The 22387-nt window shown below is 54.5% G+C and carries 14 protein-coding genes and 1 pseudogene; 11 read left to right on the top strand and 4 right to left on the bottom strand.

Annotated elements, in window-relative coordinates; all coding sequences use genetic code 11:
* Nucleotides 1-30 precede the first annotated feature (30 nt).
* The 8 genes from ACDK93_RS04215 (at nucleotide 31) to ACDK93_RS04250 (ending at nucleotide 13145) form a co-directional block, all read left to right on the top strand.
* Entirely contained in the window at nucleotides 31-1740 is a 1710-nt protein-coding gene (locus tag ACDK93_RS04215) for a DUF6311 domain-containing protein (protein ID WP_458071342.1), read from the top strand.
* Between the two features lie 105 nt (nucleotides 1741-1845).
* On the top strand, nucleotides 1846-2934 hold the full coding sequence (locus ACDK93_RS04220) for an acyltransferase family protein (protein WP_458071343.1): 1089 nt from the start codon (nucleotides 1846-1848) through the stop codon (nucleotides 2932-2934).
* 244 nt (nucleotides 2935-3178) lie between these two features.
* Entirely contained in the window at nucleotides 3179-4345 is a 1167-nt protein-coding gene (locus ACDK93_RS04225; RefSeq protein ID WP_458071344.1) for a trans-sulfuration enzyme family protein, read from the top strand.
* A gap of 41 nt (nucleotides 4346-4386) precedes the next feature.
* Entirely contained in the window at nucleotides 4387-5199 is an 813-nt protein-coding gene (locus tag ACDK93_RS04230) for an ABC transporter permease (protein WP_458072336.1), read from the top strand.
* Nucleotides 5189-6574 carry an ABC transporter ATP-binding protein gene (locus tag ACDK93_RS04235; RefSeq protein WP_458071345.1) on the top strand — a complete coding sequence of 462 codons (1386 nt, stop codon included), beginning with the start codon at nucleotides 5189-5191 and terminating at the stop codon, nucleotides 6572-6574. Before ACDK93_RS04230 ends, ACDK93_RS04235 begins: the two co-directional genes overlap by 11 nt.
* Nucleotides 6571-10479, top strand: coding sequence for a glycosyltransferase (locus ACDK93_RS04240; RefSeq protein ID WP_458071346.1), 3909 nt, complete (start codon nucleotides 6571-6573; stop codon nucleotides 10477-10479). Before ACDK93_RS04235 ends, ACDK93_RS04240 begins: the two co-directional genes overlap by 4 nt.
* Nucleotides 10480-10517: 38 nt before the next feature.
* On the top strand, nucleotides 10518-12296 hold the full coding sequence (locus tag ACDK93_RS04245; RefSeq protein WP_458071347.1) for an HAD family hydrolase: 1779 nt from the start codon (nucleotides 10518-10520) through the stop codon (nucleotides 12294-12296).
* A gap of 285 nt (nucleotides 12297-12581) precedes the next feature.
* Nucleotides 12582-13145, top strand: coding sequence for a hypothetical protein (locus ACDK93_RS04250; RefSeq protein WP_458071348.1), 564 nt, complete (start codon nucleotides 12582-12584; stop codon nucleotides 13143-13145).
* Nucleotides 13146-13718: 573 nt separating this feature from the next.
* Here ACDK93_RS04250 and ACDK93_RS04255 read toward each other — a convergent pair.
* The 4 genes and pseudogenes from ACDK93_RS04255 to ACDK93_RS04270 form a co-directional block, all read right to left on the bottom strand.
* Nucleotides 13719-14855, bottom strand: a complete 1137-nt coding sequence (locus ACDK93_RS04255; protein ID WP_458071349.1) for an acyltransferase family protein — start codon at nucleotides 14853-14855, stop codon at nucleotides 13719-13721.
* 231 nt (nucleotides 14856-15086) lie between these two features.
* The gene (locus ACDK93_RS04260) at nucleotides 15087-16151 is read right to left on the bottom strand and encodes an NAD-dependent epimerase/dehydratase family protein (RefSeq protein ID WP_458071350.1); all 1065 of its coding nucleotides are present in this window, start codon (nucleotides 16149-16151) and stop codon (nucleotides 15087-15089) included.
* A gap of 233 nt (nucleotides 16152-16384) precedes the next feature.
* Nucleotides 16385-18319 (bottom strand): rhamnan synthesis F family protein, encoded by a 1935-nt coding sequence (locus ACDK93_RS04265; protein WP_458071351.1) that lies wholly within the window; start codon nucleotides 18317-18319, stop codon nucleotides 16385-16387.
* 206 nt (nucleotides 18320-18525) lie between these two features.
* Nucleotides 18526-18717: pseudogene (locus ACDK93_RS04270) on the bottom strand (IS3 family transposase); the annotation flags it as partial.
* 101 nt (nucleotides 18718-18818) lie between these two features.
* On the opposite strand from ACDK93_RS04270, the gene ACDK93_RS04275 reads away from it, so the two are divergent.
* From ACDK93_RS04275 to ACDK93_RS04285, 3 genes are all read left to right on the top strand, one after another.
* Entirely contained in the window at nucleotides 18819-19772 is a 954-nt protein-coding gene (locus ACDK93_RS04275) for an IS481 family transposase (RefSeq protein ID WP_458071352.1), read from the top strand.
* Nucleotides 19773-20210: 438 nt separating this feature from the next.
* Nucleotides 20211-21029, top strand: coding sequence for an ABC transporter permease (locus ACDK93_RS04280; protein WP_458071353.1), 819 nt, complete (start codon nucleotides 20211-20213; stop codon nucleotides 21027-21029).
* Nucleotides 21019-22377: an ABC transporter ATP-binding protein gene (locus ACDK93_RS04285; protein WP_458071354.1), complete on the top strand. Its 1359-nt coding sequence runs from the start codon at nucleotides 21019-21021 to the stop codon at nucleotides 22375-22377. The genes ACDK93_RS04280 and ACDK93_RS04285 overlap by 11 nt, the downstream gene beginning before the upstream one ends.
* Nucleotides 22378-22387: the final 10 nt, after the last annotated feature.

The raw sequence follows: 22387 nt of genomic DNA on the forward strand, positions 1-22387 counted from the left end.
ACTGAGGTGCAGGGACGTAGTGGACGGACGATGAATTTTCCGAAAACGGGCTATGACTGGACACCCTGGCTAAGCTTGCTGATGGGGCTTGTGGCCTTCTGGATTTGGGGAGGTGCTTACACCTTCGCGCCTGGCCACCTGGGTTGGATCATGTCGGGCCTTGATACGCCGTCCCACTACCAAGGATGGCAATTCTTTCGCCATTCGACCTGGTGGCAGTGGCCGATTGGCAACAATCCCGCCAATGGCAGTGACGCTCCCGGAACAATCGTCTTGTCCGACAGCATTCCGCTGGTCGCGATTCCACTCAAGCTCCTGTCGCCTCTGCTACCCGATGATTTTCAATACTTCGGTCTGTGGGCGCTTTCGTGTTTTTTCCTGCAGGGGTGGTTTGCTGGAAAGTTGATGGGCAGGCTCAGCAGTGACCCCGTAGTAAAACTTTTGGGCACCGCTTTTTTTCTTGGCGCTTCCATCTTCCTGATGCGCGTCTATTTGCATCCGGCACTCTCGGCGCAATGGGTTTTGCTCGCTGCCTTCTATCTGCTTTTTGACAGCCGGTTCCGCGCGAATCCATGGTGCGTTCTTCTATGTGCAGCCGTTCTTGTGCACGCCTATCTCTTTGCGATGCTTTCGGTATTGTGGCTAGCCGATATGGTTCAGCGTCTATGGCGACGCGAATACCCTATCGCCAAAACTTTTTTTCACGGCCTTGTTACCACCCTCATGGTGTTGGCACTGATGTGGGCGGCCGGTTACCTCGTGCACAGTTCCACGATAACCGCGAGCATTCGCTCGCATCTGGACTTATTTTTTCCGCTATGGACAGGCATTCGGGTATGGGGTGAATGGTCGAGGTTCCTTCCCGCGTCGGACATGGATTTGCTCGCCTATGACGGATTTGGTTATTTCGGGCTCGGCTTTATTCTCATGCTGATCTTCGCATTGGCCATTTGCGTGGCGCGCGCCGCAGGGAAAATCGATCGGGAGGGTGTCGAAAAACAGCCTTTATCGCGGTGGATAGCTGTCTGGGTCGCGTGTGGTTTGCTGCTTTTCTACGCGTTAGGCAACAAGATTTATTTTGCTCAGCGGCTTCTTTTTTCCTACCCGCTGGCAACGTGGCTTGACCATGTTTACGACATATTTCGCGCCTCCGCACGCATGATGTGGCCGACCTGGTATCTCCTGCTATTTGTGGCTCTCTATGTTTTGCTGCGAAGCATCCCCGTGCGTTACGTGCGCTATCTGCTGGCGTTTTGTTTGCTTGTCCAGTTCGCCGATCTGTCGAAACCAGTGATGGATATGCGTAGCAAACTCGCCGCTGATCATCGATGGCATTCGGCGATGACGTCTACGGTCTGGGTTGACCTTGCCTCGCGCTACAAACATGTCGGTTACCTGCAACCCGTCGCCATTCCCGTCGAATGGGTGGCCTTTGTACCCAGTTATCACAGCGTGGCTGATTTTGCGGCGATCAACGGCATGACGATAAACATCGCCTATCTTGCGCGTGAAGATCAGGATCAGATGGCCAAAGCCCGTGCCGCGCGCATCGGTCTGCTGAAGCGTGGCCTGGCCGAGCCTGAAACGTTTTATGTCGTCGAGGACCAGCCGCTGTGGAAACAGTTTATCTGCGTTCCCGGCTCGAGATTATGGTACGGGACGATCGACGGTCTGCACATTGTCGTGCCCGATCGTCTTCCCGACCTGTCCGCGAGGCCTCGAGCGGTATGCGGCGCCTAGCGATGCCTGCGGCTACCCTTACTCGTTTAACGCCGTCGCTGAACCAGGGTCATGGGCTGCTGCGCGTTTTTCCTCTTTGCTGCTCCGAATTCGGGGAAAGGTGACATGAAAACGCTCTCCGAAACGCTTGAGCGCGGTAACAACAATTTCGACCTTATTCGTCTCGTCGCGGCGTTGGCCGTGATGCTCGGACATTCGTACGGGCTGCAGGCTGGCAGCAAGATGGAGTCGATGTTGGTATTCACCCATCGGGAATCGTTTGGAAGCCTGGCGGTTTATGGCTTCTTCCTCATCAGCGGCATGCTCGTTTCTGCGAGCTTTTTCAAACAGCCATCAGCGGTACGTTTCATCTGCCTGCGCGCTTTGCGAATCTGGCCCGGAGCGATTGTTTGCGCGTTGTTCATCGGCCTGCTCATCGGTCCGCTCTTTTCGGACATGACAGTTTCTGCCTATTTCTCCAGCCCGCAAACGCTGCCTTGGCTGCTGCACAACACGTCGCTGATCGGACACGTGGGGGGCGTATTGCCGGGACTGTTCGAGTCCAACGTTCTCAAGGGTTTTGCCAATGCAACCGTCTGGACGTTACCCGTTGAATTGAACTGTTATGTCATCGTTCTGCTCGCGGGACTGGCGGGCGTGATCGGCTCAAAGCGCGGGACACTGATATGGGTCGGCGCGGCGGCAGCGATCTTCGCGATGTTCGCCAATCATCCGCCAGCCTTTGTGCCCACCGGCAATTTTTTTGTGCTCCCACTGGCGTATTCATTTTACCCAGTGCCATTTTTCCTGCTCGGCATGCTGTTGTACGCGTACAGGGAAAATGTACGACTGAGCTGGATCCCTGCTGTTCTACTGGCTCTGGCCTACGTACTTCTCCGGTTTTCGGTGTTCAGTACAATTCTGCTTTATCCCGCCTTCGCTTATGGGCTGCTGTGGGTGGCATCAGCCGGGTTTCTCCGAAGGTTCGCGCCAAGACATGATTATTCGTACGGCATTTATCTGTACGGGTTTGTTGTCCAGCAGATCGTTGCGAGCATAACTCCCTCGTTAAACAACTATCTAGCGTTCCTCATTTCCGTGCCGGTAACGGTTGCACTGGCCGCGGCGTCGTGGCATCGGGTCGAGCGTCCTTGTCTCTCCGTGTACAGGCGTCAGGCGATGAAGGTGGACGTGAGAGCAGTGCCCCCCCCTTAAGCGCGCCAAAGCTGATGCGACGGGCGAGTTTGTTCGCGATTCAGCTGGTTTGTATGGGAGCGGCGCCCCGTGGCTGCTTACGGGCTTACAACCGTTTGAGAAATTTCCCGTTCCGCAGTGAACCTGGACGGTATGGCAGCGTGCTGCGTGGCCGGCGTTACCCTGAAAGCAGGTAATATATGCAACCCTTTACGGTAGCTGCCTGCGGACGTTTGCCGCGGTGGCGCAACACGGCTGATAACTCATGACACCAAGAAAAACCGCCGATAAACTCGGTTTGGGCACCCGTGCGATCCACGCAGGCCAGCACCCAGATCCCAGCACTGGCGCCATCATGACGCCTATCTATGCTACTTCGACCTATGTGCAGGAAAGTCCGGGCAAGCACAAGGGCTACGAGTATTCGCGCACACAAAATCCCACGCGTATGGCGTACGAGCGCTGCGTGGCCGACCTGGAAGGCGGCGTGGCGGGTTTCGCCTTTGCTTCGGGGCTGGCAGCCGCCGCCACTGTACTGGACTTGCTCGACTCCGGAAGCCACGTCATTGCGATGGACGACCTCTACGGCGGTACTTACCGTTTGTTTGAAAAGGTGCGCCGCCGCTCCGCCGGGCTGGACTTCAGTTTCATCGATCTGAACGATGCGGCGGCGTTGGAGGCGGCGCTGAAGCCCAACACACGGATGATCTGGGCTGAAACCCCGACCAACCCGATGCTGAAGCTGGTCGATCTGGCCAAGGTTGCTGCGTTCGCCAAAAAACACGAACTCACCTTAGTGGTTGACAACACCTTCTGTTCGCCGATGTTACAGCGACCGATCGAGTTCGGCGCGGATCTGGTAGTGCACTCGGCTACCAAATATCTCAACGGTCATTCGGATATGGTCGGTGGCATGGTGGTTGCTCGTGATGGAAAGCTTGCCGGTCAGATGGGTTTTCTGCAGAACTCTGTAGGTGCAGTAGCAGGTCCGTTTGATTCGTTTCTTGCGATGCGTGGATTGAAGACCCTGCACCTGCGCATGCAGGCGCATTGCGCCAGCGCCTTAGAGCTCGCAAGTTGGTTGGAGAAACATCCTGCGATTGAGCGCGTGATCTATCCAGGTTTAAAGAGTCATCCGCAGCATGCCCTCGCCAAACGTCAGATGGACGGTTTCGGCGGCGTCATTTCTGCTGAAATAAAGGGTGGCTTGAAAAAGGCAACGCGGATGCTTGAGCGTTGCAAGCTATTCGCACTGGCTGAATCGCTCGGCGGTGTCGAAAGCCTTATCGAGCACCCGGCAATTATGACGCACGCATCAGTCCCCCCTTCTGCACGTAAACGGCTGGGCATAAGCGCTGGCCTTATTCGACTTTCTGTCGGAGTGGAGGATGTCCGAGACCTGCAAGCGGAGCTGCATGAGGTATTGAAGTGAGTTCGCAGCGAAGACAGGGTAACAACGACGCGACTAAGCTTTTGCGACGTCGACGCTGGGAAGCACCCTTTGCGTCACTGACCCGAAATCGGTCGCTGGTCTGGGAGCTGAGCAAGCGAGACGTACTTGGGCGCTACCGCGGAGCGAGCTTTGGCTTGGCATGGTCCGTGATTAGTCCGTTCCTAATGCTAGGCGTATATGCATTTGCATTCGGTGAGCTAATGAAAAGCCGTTGGCCGCACGACGTAGGCGGAGACCATCCTTATGCCGTTATTCTCTTTGCGGGCCTGATCATTCACGGGTTCTTTGCCGAGTGTCTAACACGCGCATCCACACTAATTGTTTCTAATCCAAATTTCGTTAAACGCGTAATTTTTCCGCTCGACATCTTGCCATGGCCTATGGTGCTCTCTGCGTTGTTTCATACTTGTGTGAATGTCTGTGTGTTGGCAATCCTCATGCTGGTCGTCGAAGGACATCTGCATGCCACCATTCTCTTCCTCCCCTTTGTACTGCTGCCGCTTGTGCTGCTGACGTTAGGGGTATCCTGGTTTCTGGCCGCGTTTGGAGTCTATTTCCGTGACATCAACCAGGTCATGCCTGTCGTGGCGACCGCTCTTCTCTTCCTATCCTCGGCGATTATTCCGGTCAGCACTTTGAACCCTAATTTGCAGACCATTTTTTACTTAAATCCGCTCACGTTCTTTATTGACCAGGCTCGCGCCGTTGTTTTGGTTGGCCAGGCTCCTAACTGGGGTGCGCTAATACTTGCCTGTGTCGGGGGATTGCTGGTCGCATGGATTGGTCACGCATGGTTCATGGCGACGCAGAGAGGCTTTGCCGATGTCCTCTGATGCCATTGTCGAGGTCAATGGGCTGACCAAAATATTTCCGGTTTATGACAAGCCGCATTACCGGCTAATGCAGATGCTGTTTGGTAGCAATCGTCGCTGGCACCGTGAATTCACCGCTTTGTCTGATATAAACCTCGTCGTCCGGCGCGGTGAGACAGTGGGTATCGTCGGGCGCAACGGCTCTGGCAAGTCGACTTTGCTGCAAATCATTTGCGGCACGCTCGCGCCCACAGAGGGCGAGGTGCACGTAAGAGGGAGGGTGGCGGCCTTGCTTGAGTTGGGTGCCGGCTTCAATCCGGAATTCACGGGCCGGGAGAACGTATATCTTAACGGTACAGTGCTAGGCCTTACTCGCGCTGAGATTGAGGACAAGCTTGATAACATTCTGGCGTTTGCAGAGATAGGTGACTTCATCGATCGGCCGGTGAAAACGTATTCCAGCGGCATGTATGTGCGGCTTGCCTTCGCCGTCGCTATCCATGTGGAACCGGATCTGCTGGTCGTCGACGAAGCGCTCTCTGTCGGAGATGAGGCATTCCAACGAAAATGTTTCGCGCGTATCGAGCGTTTGCGCGAGGACGGCTGTACCGTGTTGTTTGTGTCGCATGCTGCGTCGACAGTAGTCGAGTTGTGCGACCGCGCCATCCTGATCGATCACGGAGACTTGCTAGCTGATGGGTTGCCAAAGGCGGTGATTTCTCGCTATCAAAGAATGTTGTATGCGCCGCAGGAGCGGCTCGCTGAGTTACGCGATCAGATGAAGCATGAGCGCGCCAACGGAAAATTGGTTGCTCAGGCGTTTTTGGCGGAAGGTTCGTCACATCAGGATGCTGCATCTCATTTAAATAAAGAATCCTCGATCGAAGCCTACTTCGACGAGGGCCTGCGTTCGCAAAGCGAAGTGATGTATCCAAGGCTAGGTGTGACGATAGATGATCCTCATCTTGAATTACCCGACGGCCGTCGGGTCAACGTAATTAATGCTGGGAAGAAATACGTTTATACATACAGCGTAAAGTTTGATCAGGGCGTTGCCGGCGCGCGCTTCGGGATGATGATCAAAACTTTGACTGGTGTGGAGATTGCCGGGGCAGTAAGTGCGCTTGCCCATCAGTCGGTTGAATGGATTGACATGGGCACTCAACTGACAATCCGCTTTGAATTTACATGTGCACTTGCTGGTGGCACTTATTTCATGAATGCGGGAGTGCTGGGACGTTTGGGCGAGGAGGAGAGTTATCTGGATCGGCGTGTTGATGCTTTCATGTTCCGTGTGATGCCGTCTGTTAGTCGCCTTTCAACCGGTTTTGTTGACATGGTGGAAAATGTGGATGTATCTGCAACCACCCGTACTCAAATGACAAGCGAATTATGAATTCGGATTTTTCACCGACTAAATCGACGTGTGTGTTGGTGCTGGGGGTACACCGAAGTGGTACGTCAGCGCTGACCCGATGCCTCAATCTCGTAGGCATGGATCTGGGATCGAACTTACTCAGTCCCGCAAAAATGAACGCAAAGGGTTTTTGGGAGCACGGGGACGCTGTTCGAATTAACGATCAGTTGCTGGAGGCGCTCGGACTATACTGGTACGACCTCAGCCCTCTTCCGGACAGATGGCAGGCTACTGTTGCGGCAGATGCGGCGCGAGACGAAATCCGCGCGATCGTAAAACGTGATTTCGATGGCGTACCACTTTGGGGAATCAAAGATCCTCGCCTATGCCGCCTCGCTCCTTTGTGGATCGAAGTTCTCCAAGAAATGGGGATTAGGGTCGTATCCGTATTCATGATCCGCTCTCCGATAGAGGTGGCCGAATCCCTGTCCCGTTTTCCCGACTATCGTCTTGCATATCCACTTGGCATTCCGCATGGCGTATTACTGTGGGCCCAGGACTTAGCGGAGTCGGTATTATCGGCGTGTTCCATTCCAAGAGTTATGGTTGATTACGAGCACCTTTTATCTGAACCTGTTCCAGTGGTGTCGAAGATTGGCAACGCACTGGGGCTCGTGTGGCCCATTTCGCCAGCCGAGCGATGCGAGACCATTTTGGCTTTTCTCGACGCAGGTATGCGTACTCATCGCGAGAGTGCTTCGTTAGATAACGTTCCGCCCATGGTGACGGAGCTTGTTGAGGCATGCGCTTCCATTGTGCATGACCCATCGCCTGCCAAATGGTCGCACTTGACCAAGATATCGGCTCATGTGGTGGCACAGTTTCCAACGTTATCCTACATAGGGTCTGCAACAGGATTTAAGGATCGCGGTTATGCGGAGTTACGTGCTGTATCCGCGGGTTGGGTTCCGAATGCGGCGCTCTATTACGCAACAAATGACGAGCCGAAATTCTCGGAGGACCGCTGCTTGGTGAGAGCCGTTCCCTGGGGGCGAAGTCAGTTGGACCTGCCTCTGCCTACAAATGCCGACCTCCCCGCACGTCTTCGCTTTGACCCGCTTGATCGGCGGGGTGCCTATGTGCTCCATTCACTTCTCTTGCTGGATAGCATGGGGCGAGTAGTGTGGGACTGGTCGGATGCAGGTAACGATGATGATGTTGAGCTGGTGGGAATCAGCTTGGCGCCGAGCTTGGCTAGTGCTGGTCGCTTAGTGGCATATACCGGGGATGATCCGCAGATTTGCATCGAATTACCGCACAACATTGTGGAACGGCGTGTGGCGATCGTTCGCGTAGATATGGAGTGTCTCGACGCCGGGGCATTATCTGCCGAAATTTCGGCCCAGAGCGCGCGCGCTGATTTAGAGTCCGCGCGTGCCGTGGGGCGTGAAGAAGCACTGAGAGGGCAGGCGGAAGCTCTCATCGAAGAGCGTCGACGCGAGGTCGAATTGCTGGCCGAAGAGCATCGCCGTCAGGCCGAAGCGCAAGCGGAGGAGCGCCGGCAGTTCGAATTGCTGGCCAAAGAGCATCGCCGTCAGGCCGAGGCGCAAGCGGAGGAGCGCCGGCAGTTCGAATTGCTGGCCGAAGAGCATCGCCGTCAGGCCGAGGCGCAAGCGGAGGAGCGCCGGCAGTTCGAATTGCTGGCCGAAGAGCATCGCCGTCAGGTCGAAGCGCAAGCGCGGGAGCGTTCCCAGTTTGAAGCATTCAAGGATTCGGAGCTGTCAGCTTACAAACAGGCTTCAGAAGCTGAGCGTGAGCACTTTCGTATTCGAATGGATAAGTTGGCAGAGCAGCTGCGCATGGCAATGGAATCCAGCCGGCGAGAAGTTGAGCGATTGATGGCGATTCAGGCGACCCAGGCCCGGGAGCTTCAAGCTATTTACGCGAGTACGTGGTGGCACGTAATGCTTCGCTTGCGCCGTGTAACTTCTCGCATTCCGCTTGGAGTGAGAGCGCACTTGCGCCGAGTGCTTAAGTCCGCGTGGTGGTTCGTCACACCGTGGCGGATGCCGGGACGCCTGCGGTTTTTGCGAGAGCGCAAAGCTATGCACGCATGGCGGAAAGCAGAAACTGTGCATGTGGCACCGGATGGTTGGCAATCAGAAACAGATGCGTCCGATGCCGCGTATTCAGTTCCAGTTAGCCGCTGCTCAATTTCATTCACTCCGGCAAGCGATGGCGCTGTCGACACAGTACATGGGTATTACCAGTTGAGCCACGGTGCTCAGCGCTATACCTATATCCAGCCTCGCAAACCAGCGAATTTTGAACATGAGCTATCGGCTATGCCGCATGCACCGAGGTTCTCCATCGTAGTGCCTGTCTACAACACGCCTTCCGGTCTGTTGAATAAATTGGTTCAGTCGGTACTTTCCCAGTGGTATCCCCATTGGGAGTTGATATTGGTCAACGATAATAGTTCGCTGGCACACGTCAGGAATGATCTTGATCGATTGAACGATCCTCGGATCATGGTCGTCCATCTTGCCGAAAATAAACGCATCGCTTTGGCGACCAATGAGGGTATTGCAAGGGCCAGCGGTGACTTTATCGTGTTTACAGATCACGACGACGAGTTAACTCCGGACTGCCTTTTCGAGCTGGCGCGCTGCGCCGAACGCGAGAATGCTGACTTCATATACAGCGATGAGGACAAGATTGACGAGGGTGGCCACTTCGTCCAGCCCTTCTTCAAACCAGGTTGGTCGCCCGATACCATGATGAGCACTATGTATACATGCCACATCTCGTGCGTGCGCCGTAGACTGGTAAACGAGCTTGGTGGGTTGCGCGCGGAATACGACGGATGTCAGGACTGGGATTTCATCCTCCGCGTGGTGGAGAGGACTGACCGGATTGCCCATATTCCCAAGGTGCTCTACCACTGGAGGATCATTCCCGCATCAGTGGCATCTGGTCTTGATGCCAAGCCCCATGTGATTGAGGCTAGCAAAGCAGCACGTGAAGATGCTCTGATGCGACGTGGCATGAAAGGGGTGATGGAGCCGGTTGAAGAAATCCCTGGTTATTTCCGGGCAGTTTATCAGCTTCAAGGCAAACCCTATTTCTCCATCATTATTTCCAGCAAAAACAACCATCGGTTATTGAAACAGTGCATTGACTCCATCAATGTAAAGACAAGTTATCGCAACTTTGAAATTGTGGTAGTCGATCACGGATCGACCGATTCCGCGACTATGCAGTATCTTGAAAGCCTGCGCGGGAATGCACGAATCAAGATCATGTCGTATGACCAGCCGTTCAACATCGCGGCTATCAACAACTTTGGCGCGCAGGCGACGAATGGCGATCTGCTGATCTTTCTCAGTGACAGCGTTGAGGTGCTTGGCAACGACTGGCTGGAACGTATGGGTGCTTACGCGCAGCTGCCTCATGTGGGCGCCGTTGGCGCCAAGCTCCTCTATTCCGATGGAATGCTCGTGCAGCATGCAGGTATCGTCAACCTTTTTGAGGGGCCTGCCTATGGATTCGCTGGTCTTTCCGCCCAGGGCCATGGATATTTCGCTCGCGCAGTGCTCGAGTACAACTGGTTGGCAGTAAGCGGCGCGTGCCTGGTAATTGAGCGTTCGAAGTTTGAGCGTTTAGGTGGTTTTGATGATGACTTCTCCGCCAGTTGCCAAGATATCGATCTCTGTTTCCGTCTTGTTGAGGCGGGCTACTACAACTTGGTCAGTCCTGTAGTAAAGCTTCTCAATCATGGGCCATATGGACTTGGATCAGAAAAGGCTGCTTTTGAGCAACGGGTCGAGTTCAAGCTGGCGACCCCCGTTTTGTTCCAGAAGCACCCGTGGTTCTATCAATACGATCCATTTCATAGTCCGAATTTGGCGCCTAATGATGGGTGCTTCGGCCTGCCGCAATAAAGTCGCTCAATGCATCCATGTCCAATGACGGGCTTTACATGAATCAATCTGAACTTCTGCATTGCATTGATGCAGCTGAAGTGATCTCGTTCGATGTCTTCGATACGCTCTTTGTCCGCCCGCTGTCTGATCCCGAAGACGCTTTCGACATGTTGGGCGAGCGCTTCGGTATCGCTGACTTTCGTCGAATCCGTTGCGAGGCGCAGATAGAGGCCTTTCGTCAAATGCACCTCGCCGGGCGGGGAGAGATTACGCTTGATGACATTTACGCATGCATGAGGGAATTGCCCGCCGGAGTGACCCCTTCATCGCTGCACCAGGCAGAAATTGAACTTGAGTTGGCGCTTACGGTGCCAAACGCCGAACTTATCGAGGTGTTCAAGGACGTTGTTGGTCGCAAACGCGTGGTTGTCGTTTCCGATATGTACATGCCGCAATCATTCTTCGAGGCGCTATTTGACAAGTACGTCTTGCCCCGAGTGCCTATGTACATTTCCTCTGACCGAGGCGCGACCAAGCGCGACCATGGCGAGTTGTTCGATCGCGTGGTGGCAGAACTTGGCGTAGCGCCAAACGAAGTGCTACACATTGGTGATAACCCTCATGGGGATGTTTTGCGCGCGCGAGAGCATGGCCTCCAGGCTTTCCATTATGTCAATTCGGCAGCGGCGGTGTACACGGTTTCCCCATCGTTAGGAGCGTCGATTGCGGCGGCGATGCCCAAGCTGCATGACCGGCGCGATGAGATAAATACGTTCTATGGCCTTGGTTACCGTTTTGGTGGACCTGCAGCACTCGGCTTGCTTGAATGGGTGCGTGATCAGGCCATTATTGATGCGGTTGATGTGGTGCTTTTCGTGGCGCGCGATGGTTACGTGCTTGATCAGCTTGTGCAACGAGGGCACGCCCCTGGGTTGCCGCGACATGCCTATTTCCCGGGTTCACGGGTGTCGTTTGCGCTATCGACGATCAACGAACATAACTTCGATCGGCACATAGACTTTCTTGTTTCGGGGTGCCACGGTCTAAGCCCCGACGAAGTTCTTGAGCGTATCGGTGTTGCGGCTCCCGACCGAAACGTAATGGAGGACATGGGCCTTGGCGATACAGTCATCATTCATGCGGAGAACCTAGGACGCATGCGTGAATTTTTGTCGGCGTACCGGGCGGAAATCATTCGGATCGCCGCCCGCAATCGTCGCGGACTGTTCAACCTTCTGCATTCGCTTGGAATACGGGCGGGCATGCGCATAGCGATGGTCGATGTCGGATGGAACGGTACTACGCAGGAAACCATGCGCAATGCGCTGGTCGACTTACTCGATGTGGAACTGGTGGGTTACTACCTCGGGCTGGCCGATTCCGCGGAGTGTCATCGACGTCGCGCTGAAATGCCCATGAAGGCACTACTTGATAGTAGCTCAATAGGTACAGGGCCCATGGCGAAGCTCCATGAGCGAAGGGTCGGTGTGGAGATGATGTTTTGCGCTCCGCATGAAGCGACCATCGGGTATGAACTTGAGCGCGACGGGAAGGTTCGTGCTATCGAGGATGCTGGGAGGGGTGCCGATCACCTGGAACTTCGCGAAGTTGTTCGAGAGCTCATGCGCGGCATGCTGGACTTCGCCGACAGTTACAACGCGGTGAGTGATCGTCTGCAGTACCGTGCCCGCGCAGGCGAACTAGCTCACGCCGTAGTCGATTTCGCCCATATGCCTGTTGAATATTGCGATGTTCTTTATACATTGAAGAACTCCGATGCATGGGGAAGTTCGCGAAATTTCGGCATGACTATTGGACATTACGGTCAGCCATGAGCAAGTCTTATAAGTGTTTGGTCAATCAATCACACTCCCGACAGCCAGCGTATCCACAACTCAAGAAGCAGTGCTTTGCGTGCTACGTGAATTCATACTTGAACATCGTGCTCGGAGTTGGCCCATGATTTTGAGTACAACTCGAACCTGGTTCTATAAGGAGTCCTTCAACAGGTTTTTGTCGCGTTTTGATGAAGAACGGTCGTAACACAACACATCGTGCTACTCGAAGTTACTTGATTTGCAGGCGCACTAGCCCTGATTTAGTTACCAACGGAGACTTCTATGAAAGCATTTCAGAATCACGCGCGGAGCATAGCTATTGCAGTTATCGCCTCCGTGTTTGCTTTGTCCATTACAGCCTGTTCGCCATCCAGTAACGAGGGCGCGCAGCCAAGCGAGGGCCCCGCTGTAACCAGCACGCAATCCACTGCAGCGGGTCCCGCGAACGCGACATTTGCGGCATACACGGGTACTATCCCGGCGACCATGATTAAAAATCAGTGCGCGCTCGACAACATCAGCGGTCAGTTTGGCGGAAGCCCAGCACAGTTGCACACAGGAGCTAGCGCGCTGTTTGTCGGTTGGGCGGGTAACGGCAAAGGTCAGGCAGCCAATGGCTTTCTTTTGGTCTTGAAGGGCTCTCAGTCGTATTCTGTCCCGCTCTCGATGAACGTCGAGCGCCCCGATGTCGCCAAGGCCACATCGAGCGACGGTATGGTTAACTCCGGCTATCAAGTGAATGCATCATTGACCGGTGTAGCCGCTGGGTCTTATCACATCGTTATCGTGGACCCTGCGAATGCTTCCAATATATGCGATACGGAGCGAGACATTGTGGTGCAATAAATGGGGTGCGACGTTTAAATTCGGAATGCGGTTGTTACCGGAGGGCGACCAATTGCTAGCCATGGAAGCAAATCGCCTCCTTGCTCTTTCGAAATAACATGGATGCGGATCCTTGGCTGAGTTGGCGTTTCGTTGTCGTGCTATTCGCAGGCTAATTGCCGCCGTCTGGAAAGTTAGGCGGCTGGCACATTCGTCCATCCGTTATCTTTCGGATGGATTATCGCTTGTTGTGAAATCCGTGTTTCTAGAAACTCACTCGCTATCGAGACGTATTCGACGCTAAGTGCTTCGCGTGCGCGTAAAAGCAGCATGGTGTGATCGAACAATTTCTGGATGATCCCTAATAGAATTCGTGTTCGATATTGAAGGAGAAAGTCGAGTTATCAAGCATCCGTGTAATGACCCAGCACTTCCTGTAGCGGCCTGATCTGTGCAGGAAGTGCTGTGTCATTACACCAATTCGTACACGCTTAGTCCGACGAAACAGTCGGGGGTTGTCTGATTCAGCGGCTCCACTTTCTGGAGTATCTTCGATAATTCTGACTGGATCAGTTTATCGAAGAAACTTCATAATTAGCTAACTCGAGGGCGCCTGATCAGCATCCACTCGTTAAGTTTCTTTTGCAAGGGAATTTCGATGTACTTATAGCTAGCGGTTCCAATGAAGAATCCAGGGACCATCCAGCCCGCTATAAGTATTAACCCGGGTACGCGGCCGATAAGTCCCGCCAAAACAAAAAATTTCAATAACGAATAAAAAATGAACTGATGCCAGATGTAAATCGAATACGATGCATCTCCAAGGTGCACCCAAAAACGTGAAAACGTCCAGATTCTTCGATACTCGATGGCTACTGCGGAATAAATGATAAAGGTGCTCGGAATTCCCGCGTAAAAGGTTCGCCACCATGGATTTAGTGAGTACCAACCCCTAAGGCGCATGATCTCCATTCCAGCCATCAGGGCGACAACGCCAATGACGCCGGCGGTCACAGCAAAGCTAGTAATACGCTTATCTATTAGATATGCCACCATCATCCCGAAGATGAACTCCAATACGAGCGGAGACATAGGAACAAGTCCAATCCACCCGTGGTGCCCGACGTAGTAGTCGAACGTAATGATCGCGATAATGCCGAGCGCCCAACCGGTTAGTACGCGGCCAACAAATCTTGGTGAAACCAACATTGCGGCCACGACGATCGAGTAGAAGTAAATTTCAAAGCACAATGACCATGCTGCCATGATGTGACTATTGACGTGTGTCAATAGCAGCGCTTGCTGCAATATGGGCATGCGAACGACGAAGTCGGGTGAATATTGCACCACAGGTGCCATTAAACAAGTCAAGGCAAACACTATCCAATACACCGGATAGATACGTGTCAACCGCTTGATTCCGAAATTCCACGCCGTCACTACATTGTTCAGGGCCGAATTTTTGCCACCTTTCATGGCAACTGTGGTGATGATGAAACCCGATATCACGAAGAAAAGATCGACGCCTGTCGAAGCGGTGACTCCAAAGACCGAAGAGAAACGATCCAAGCCAATTCCAGGCTGCAAAAGACAGGCGTGACCGATAAGTACGACTATCGAAGCAATCCCACGCAACGCCTGGATATTAGTAATAACCGACAACTCGGTCCAATCTGGCTTCAACGACGATGCCGGTTCGCGAGTTCCTGTTTCATTGGGTTCGGATTTCAACAGTCATATCCCTCTGATATTTTTATCTGAAATAAATCTGGGTAAATCGCGCCGCACATTTACCGGCAGCTGTTAGTATTCAATAATGGCAACTCAAATGAACTAATTATTTATATATCTTCATCTGACCGAGCCGTCGAGAATGGTGCTTAAAGAATGGGGCATTGCAAGGGCTTGTATGTGACCAAGCCCCTATACGCTGAACTTAGCGTCTTCGGCCCCGATGCCACGTCAGAGCGGTGGCAGTTCCTGTTGATCGATCCACTGGCACAAAGCTTCCACGCCCGATTGAATATTCCACTCGGGGTGCCAGCTAAGCTCTGTTCGAGCGCGTGTGATGTCGGCTGACGCAGCGCGTACGTCGCCGTTGCGAAAGGCGCCATTGACCTTGGGCTCTGGCGCGCCGTATATCTTAGAGATGATGAGTGCAAGGCGAGCGATCGTTGTGGCTTCGCCGGAGCCGATGTCATAGGCCACGTTCGAAGGCACCAAGCCGGTGGCTAACTGCGCGACGGCTCGTGCTACGTCGTCGATGAAAACGAAGTCACGTACGATCTCGCCATCCTCGTAGATCGGGATGCTTTTGCCGGCTTTTGCCATTCGCGAGAACAGCGACACGATACCGGTGTAAGGGTTGGTCAGTGACTGGCCTGGGCCGTATACATTCTGCAATCGCAGCAGCGCTACTTCTACGCCGAAGGAAAGTGCCCAGGCATTTAGAATCAACTCCTGCGTTAGTTTGGTTGCACCGTAGATGCTCGTTGGTCTGGGCTCCGTGCGTGTACTTTCAAATGGTAAGCACTTGAGCCCTGGGAAATCCCAGATGCCAGCTTCGAGTTGCGCGCGCGCGCGCTGGCCGGGATAGGTGATATGGCCCTGATCATCGACCCAGGCGCCTTCGCCGTAGACTGCACGGCTTGACGTGAGCACTACGCGCTTGGGGATGCATTCGTGTGAAACCAGCGCGTCGAGCATTCGCGTGGTGCCTACGACATTCACCGTGGCATGGCGCGTTCCTTCGGTGAGGGACTGTCCTGTCCCTGTCTCAGCGGCAAGGTGAATGATGACATCGGGCCTGAAGCCAGCAAGCAAAGTGTCCCATGTGGCTGCGTCGGTGACGTCGCCCACCACCAGTTCGACTGCCGCATCCAGTCTATCTGGACGTTGGCTGGCCGGATGTACTTGCGGGTGCATGTTGTCCAGAGCGACCACGCGGTCGAACTGATCCTTGATCAGCGACGAAATCGCGCAGCCGATAAAGCCAGCGCCCCCGGTTACAAGGCAGTTTCTAGCCACTGTTGATACTCCCAAAATTTATCGGTCGGTTTTATATTTATGCTTCATCGTGCAGGTGATTCTGGAGCGTTCGTGAAAAGGTTTAGGACCTACGAAGGCTCACGGTCACTTTGAGACTTGTGGCGCGTATAGCTCGAAACACGCGAGCGAAGACTACGACACAAGTATTCTCTACGTGTTGAAAAAGATGACATGGCTCTGCGCCGCAACTCGAGCGTGTGGCTTGCTGACATTCATTGAGTGTGTTTGTCAGGTTTGTGCGAAAAAAGAGCGCGATATACAGGACGCAGGGCTTTATAAAGCCCTGGAAAACGATGGGCCGTCGAGCGCCGCGCCGACTCCAACAGGTTGTTTAAGGCATCTCCCGTTGTCAATGGCAATGCGCTTGTAGGGTATCCAAGGCGGCGCCAGTGGTCCAGGAAGTAAAACTGACCTGTGAAGTCCGCATTCGGAAGCGCCGCTGAAAACTTCTGCAACTTGTATTCCAGCATTGCGAAGTTCCGACCCGCAAGATGAGCGCTCAAGATTTGCTGAGTGGTGTAGCCTGCATCTTGCGCCACGTAGCAGATCATGCGCTCGAGCACATGGGCTAGGCCTCCATCGATATGGCGAGGTTCGGCGTTGAAGTCCGACCACTGCCAGGGATGGGCGAATAGCTTGCGAATCGCCTTCGGGCGAAACCAGAACATTGTTCCGAAGGCACCCACTGGCGTGTCCGGGTCGAAGTTGACCTTGAGATCAAGCGCTTTCTTGAGTTGTTCGGCCGCACCGCGATTGTTAAACCACACGTGGCCCATCGTCGGAAAAGCGATGTGCACGAGCGGCGGTACGGCTACCCCAATCCATGGCTGGTCGTGAAGCATGTCCAGAACATTGGCAGTGTAGCCAGGACTATTCAGGAGATTTTCAAACATGTGCCGCTTGAACATATTGGCAACACCGGCCGCTACCTGAGGCGACTTCTTGGTGTGCAGGCGGCACACCAAGTCGTAACGATCCTCAAGAAAAAGGTCACGGCAGGTGATGAACAGTGAGGACATATCGCGACCGCGGTTCTGTTCCACCACGCGAACAATCACATTGACGACGTTTTTCCGGCCCGTGACCGTCCTTTCAATGATCTCCTTCTTAGCTTGTAAGTCCGTTGTTGCGATGAAGTCGTAGCTGCACGGGATGTTGTCTGTGAGGGACAGTAATTCCTCGACCATATCCGTGTAGTAGACATGTGCGCAGACGGCCAATCGACCGTAATTAGGCAGCGGAGTTTGCTTGATGCGTACGTCAGGCAGGATGCTGGTCAGCGCTGCGTTGGTGTTTAGGGTGCGTAGTTCAGCTGTGCGAACGATATTGCGCCAAATCAATGCGGGATCGTACGCGGATGTCTTAGCCATTACCTGCAACGCGCGCGGAAGATCTGCCGCGTAGTACTCAAGGGAGAGCGGGTCGTGGAAAAATGCGCGTCGCTCTAATAACGGATTGCGGTCGATCAGCATCTCATCAATGTCGAGGAGAGCTGGATAATGCGTACTGTACTTGCGGCAATCGAGGTAAGTGTCTGCCTTGAAGCCGAGAGTTGTGAAATATTCCGTGAAGCCTGTTTCATGCTTTTTGATAGCTTCTTCACGCCCTGACAAGTTTGAAAGGGAATCCCAATATTCCCGGAATGCCGGCGAGCTGAGCATTTTGGAGCGCACTGCCGTGAAATTGGTATGGATGTGGTAAGGCAGGCGACTTGCTCCGGTCAGCGGATTCGGCCCAGTTTCCATGTGTGCCGTGATGCCCCAGAAATCGCAGTCGCGCTTCGCCATTGCATCGAACAATTCAACGAATGGGTATATAGGGCCATAGCAGGTGTGATTTACCATCAACACCTCATCATAAATCTGCACCCCGTCTAATGCGATGCGATCAAGCCCGTCCTTATACGAAAGCACATCGAGGCCGTCGCTAGGCAAGACTTTCACGTCATGCGTTACGCTTTGAAGTGCCTCTGCAGAAGCCCCGTCAAGCGGTCCATTGGAGTAGAAAAGGATGCGTTCAACATATGGAGCGATATTCGTTAGCAAATAGAATACGTAGTCGTCGACGATGCCCTGTTCATCATGAAATAGAAAAATACAAGCGCGGCGTTGCATGAGCTGTGATTGAGTATGATCGCTAGTCGACATATAGTTCCTAAGTTTTCTTCTGCTACTGAGCTGAAGCGTCAATAAATCACCAGCAGCGCAGTGGGTCCCTGCCGTGGAGGCCATTGTAATACCGCTTCAACTAGAATCGAAAACTGCTGCCGCGTGTGATGCATGAGAGGTATGCGCGGCTAACGATTTAGGCTCTCTGAATCGCCCCGGGTTTCGTGGAGGCTGTTGGGTTTAAGTCAGGCCTCCACTGCGGTGGCCTGACTGGCGAGTTGCCGGTAGTAGTTTGCCTCGGCCTCGGCTGGCGGGATATAGCCGATGGGTTCGAGTAGTCGGTGGTGGTTGAACCAGGCCACCCATTCCAGCGTGGCGAGCTCCACGGCCTCCTTGGTTTTCCATGGTGCCCGGCGGTGGATCAGTTCGGCTTTGTAGGATGTCACGTCCCGTGTGATCCTATCGAGCTGCGTCTCTGGCGTTTTGCCGCTGCCCGTGATGCGATGAGGCAACTGATCACCGAACTGAGAACCGAACGATGGCCCTGACGCTCCATCCTTTGGCCCGCACCACGCCACGTACACGCGCTGAGCTGCGGGCCGAGGATCACTCGCTCAGTGATGCAGCCCTGGCACGGAAGTACGGCGTGACCGCACCGACCGTGCGCAAGTGGCGCGAACGCGAGTCGACGCAGGACCGCTCGCACCGGCCGGACACACTGCACTGCACATTGAACCCGGCGCAGGAAGCGGTGGCCATGGAAATCCGCCGCACGCTGTGGCTACCGCTGGATGACTTGTTGGTGGTCGTGCGCGAGTTCTTGAACGCCAAGGTGTCTCGATCGGGACTGGCCCGATGTTTGACTCGCCACGGTTTGAACCGGCGCCCTGTGGAAGACAAGGACGCGCCGGCACCGGCTAAATCCTTCAAGGACTATGCACCCGGCTTCCTTCATATGGACATCAAATACCTGCCGCAGATGGCCGATGAAACGGCGCGGCGCTATCTGTTCGTTGCCATCGATCGCGCCACGCGCTGGGTTTTCTTACGCATCTATGCCGATCAGAGCGAGATCAGCAGCACGGACTTTCTGCGTCGCCTCCAGGCCGCCGCGCCGATGAAGATCGTCAAGCTGCTCACCGATAACGGCAGTCAGTTCACCGACCGTTTCACCAGAAAGACCAAGATGCCCTCCGGCGAGCACGCGTTTGATCGTGAGTGCGTCAAACTGGGCATCGAGCATCGCTTGATCAAACCGCGTCACCCGCAGACCAACGGCATGGTTGAGCGTTTCAATGGTCGCATCACCGAAGTGCTGGCCACCACCCGCTTTCGTTCACGCGATGATCTACAGACCACGTTGGAACGCTATGAGAAGCTTTACAACGACCATCTTCCGCAACGCGCACTCGGCCACAAGACACCGCTTCAAGCGATACGGACCTGGCAGACCGAGAGGCCGGAGCTATTCAATGGCAAATCAAAGAACTAGTCGGGACTGGACAGGCGTTGACGCCCCACCTGTTAGTACGCACCGCGCCAAGTACAAGCGCTGAACTGCAGGACGGAGTCACTCACTCAATGATGCCGACCCAGCACGGTTCTATGGCATGACTGCATCGACCGTACGCAAAGTGCCGCGCACGCAAATCCACGGTGGATCGTTCGCACCGACCGGACACGCTGTACTGCACACATATTGAACCCAGCGCTGGAAGCGGTGGCCAAGATCACTCGCTTCCATTCACGCGGTGATCCGTAGACCATGGTGAAACGCAACGGGAAGCTCTGCAACGATACTCAATGGCAAATCATTCAATGGAAAATCAAAAAACCAGGCGGAACTGGACACATAGCCACGATCATTTGCTACTGCAATACCACTGTAGAGCTGTTTTAAGTACTTTGAAACACATTGCAGGCTTCCTTGATGTTTAATCACTCTTCATCGCCCATTTCAATGGCTCGCAGCTTCTGGGTCAATCGCGAGCTGATATTTCAGCTTGCGCGCAAGGACGTGATCGGTCGCTACAAGGGGTCACTGCTAGGCCTCGCGTGGTCGTACGTGAGCCCGCTCTTCATGCTGGGGATCTATACCCTGTTTTTCACCGAGATCTTCCAAGCTCGCTGGGGCGGAACCAGCGGCGGCAGAGGGCAATACGCCACCGCGCTTTTTGCAGGTTTGATCATTTATACGTTTTTTTCCGAGTGCATTTCACGCGGCAGTCAGCTGATCACGAGCAACGCGAATTACGTGACCAAGGTCATTTTCCCTCTGGAAATACTCCCGTGGGTTTCCAGTTTGACCGCGATGTACCATGCCTTGGCAAGCCTGGTGGTGTTGGCGATTTTTTCGTTGATATTCAATGGCCATATCCCGCTGACTTTTCTGCTGTTTCCCGTCGTGCTGTTTCCACTCCTGCTGATCTCGACGGCGGCAGGTTGGCTGTTGGCTTCGCTCGGCGTTTATGCCCGCGATGTGGGACAGTTGACCGGGCTGATCGTCATTGCCTTGCTGTACACGTCGCCGGTATTTTTTCCGCTGGAGCAGATGAAGCCTCTGATCCAGGCGGTGATGCGGCTTAACCCGTTGACCACGCTGATCGTCCAGGCGCGCAACGTGCTCTTGTGGGGGCAAATGCCTGATTGGTCAAGCCTGGGGGTGTACACACTGGGCGCTTTTGTTGCTTGTTGGCTGACGTATGTCTGGTTTCAGCGCACCCGGGCGGGGTTCATCGATGTCCTCTGAATTCGGCCGGAATTCCGCATCAAAACCATTGATTCGCGCGACGGGTATCGGCAAACGCTACCTCGGCTATGCCAAGCCGCACCATCGGCTGCTGCAGATGATGGGACGGAAAAGCTACGCCAAGGAATTCTGGGCGCTGCGCGAATTCGATCTGGAGGTCTGGCCGGGCGAGACGATCGGCATCATCGGCAAAAACGGTTCGGGCAAGTCGACGCTGCTGCAGATCATTTGCGGTCTGATCGCGCCGACCACCGGCAAGATCGAGGTCAATGCTCGAGTGGCCGGCTTGCTCGAGCTGGGCGCCGGTTTCAATCCCGAATTTACCGGGCTGGAAAACGTCTATCTCAAAGCCGGGCTGCTCGGCATGGGCCGGGCCAAGGTGGATGCCAAGCTGGATTCGATCCTGGCCTTTGCGGAAATTGGCGATTTCGTGAATCAGCCGGTGAAAACATATTCCAGCGGCATGTTCGTGCGGCTGGCGTTTGCTGTCGCGGTGGCGGTGGAACCGGACGTGCTTGTCGTCGACGAAGCGCTGGCCGTGGGCGATGCCTATTTTCAGCGCAAGTGTCATCGGCGCATTCAGGAGCTGCAGGAGTCCGGCAGCACGCTGCTGCTGGTGACGCACTCGACCGATGTAGTGGAGCGCATGTGTGACCGTGGAGTGGTCATCCAGTCCGGCAGCAAGATGTACGACGGGCCCGTGCGTGGCGCGATCTCCGATTACCTGAAGCTGATTTTCGGCTCGCATATCAGCGAACCCACCGAAGTAGCGGTGGCGGTGCAGGTAGTGGCCGAGACAGCGGATCAGGCGGCGACCGCACTGCTGGATTCCGGCGGCAGCGACGTGCTTTCGCAGCGCATGGGCTACAACCGCGACGAGATACGCATTGGCAACGGCAAGGCGCTGGTGGCTGATCTGCATGTCGCGGGGCAGTCCGGTGTGCCGATGCTCGTGCCGGGTCAGGACGCCGAAATTCTGGTCAAGTACGTTTTTTTGCAGCGGCTGAGCCGAGTGATCTTTGGCATGCGCCTGCGAACGCTGGAAGGCGAGCTTGTCTACAGCACCAATACCTTCCTGGAAAGCGGCGAGCTTTTTACGTATGAAGAAGGCAGCGTCGTCGTTGGGCGCTGGAAGTTTGGTGCGCACCTCATCCCCAAGCAGTACATGATGATGTTTGGCATCTCGCAATTCGATGATGTGGGCCAGGAGACGATTGCCATCGACAGGCGCTCGGATGTCATGCTGTTGTCCGTCTTGGGTGACACCGGCGCGGCGCAGGGCATTGCCAATCTGCAGGTGACATTCGATATTGAAACAACGTCCGCAGGCACGTCATTCGGGCAATAGCCCCTGTGGC

The organism is Rhodanobacter sp. BL-MT-08 (assembly GCF_054161255.1).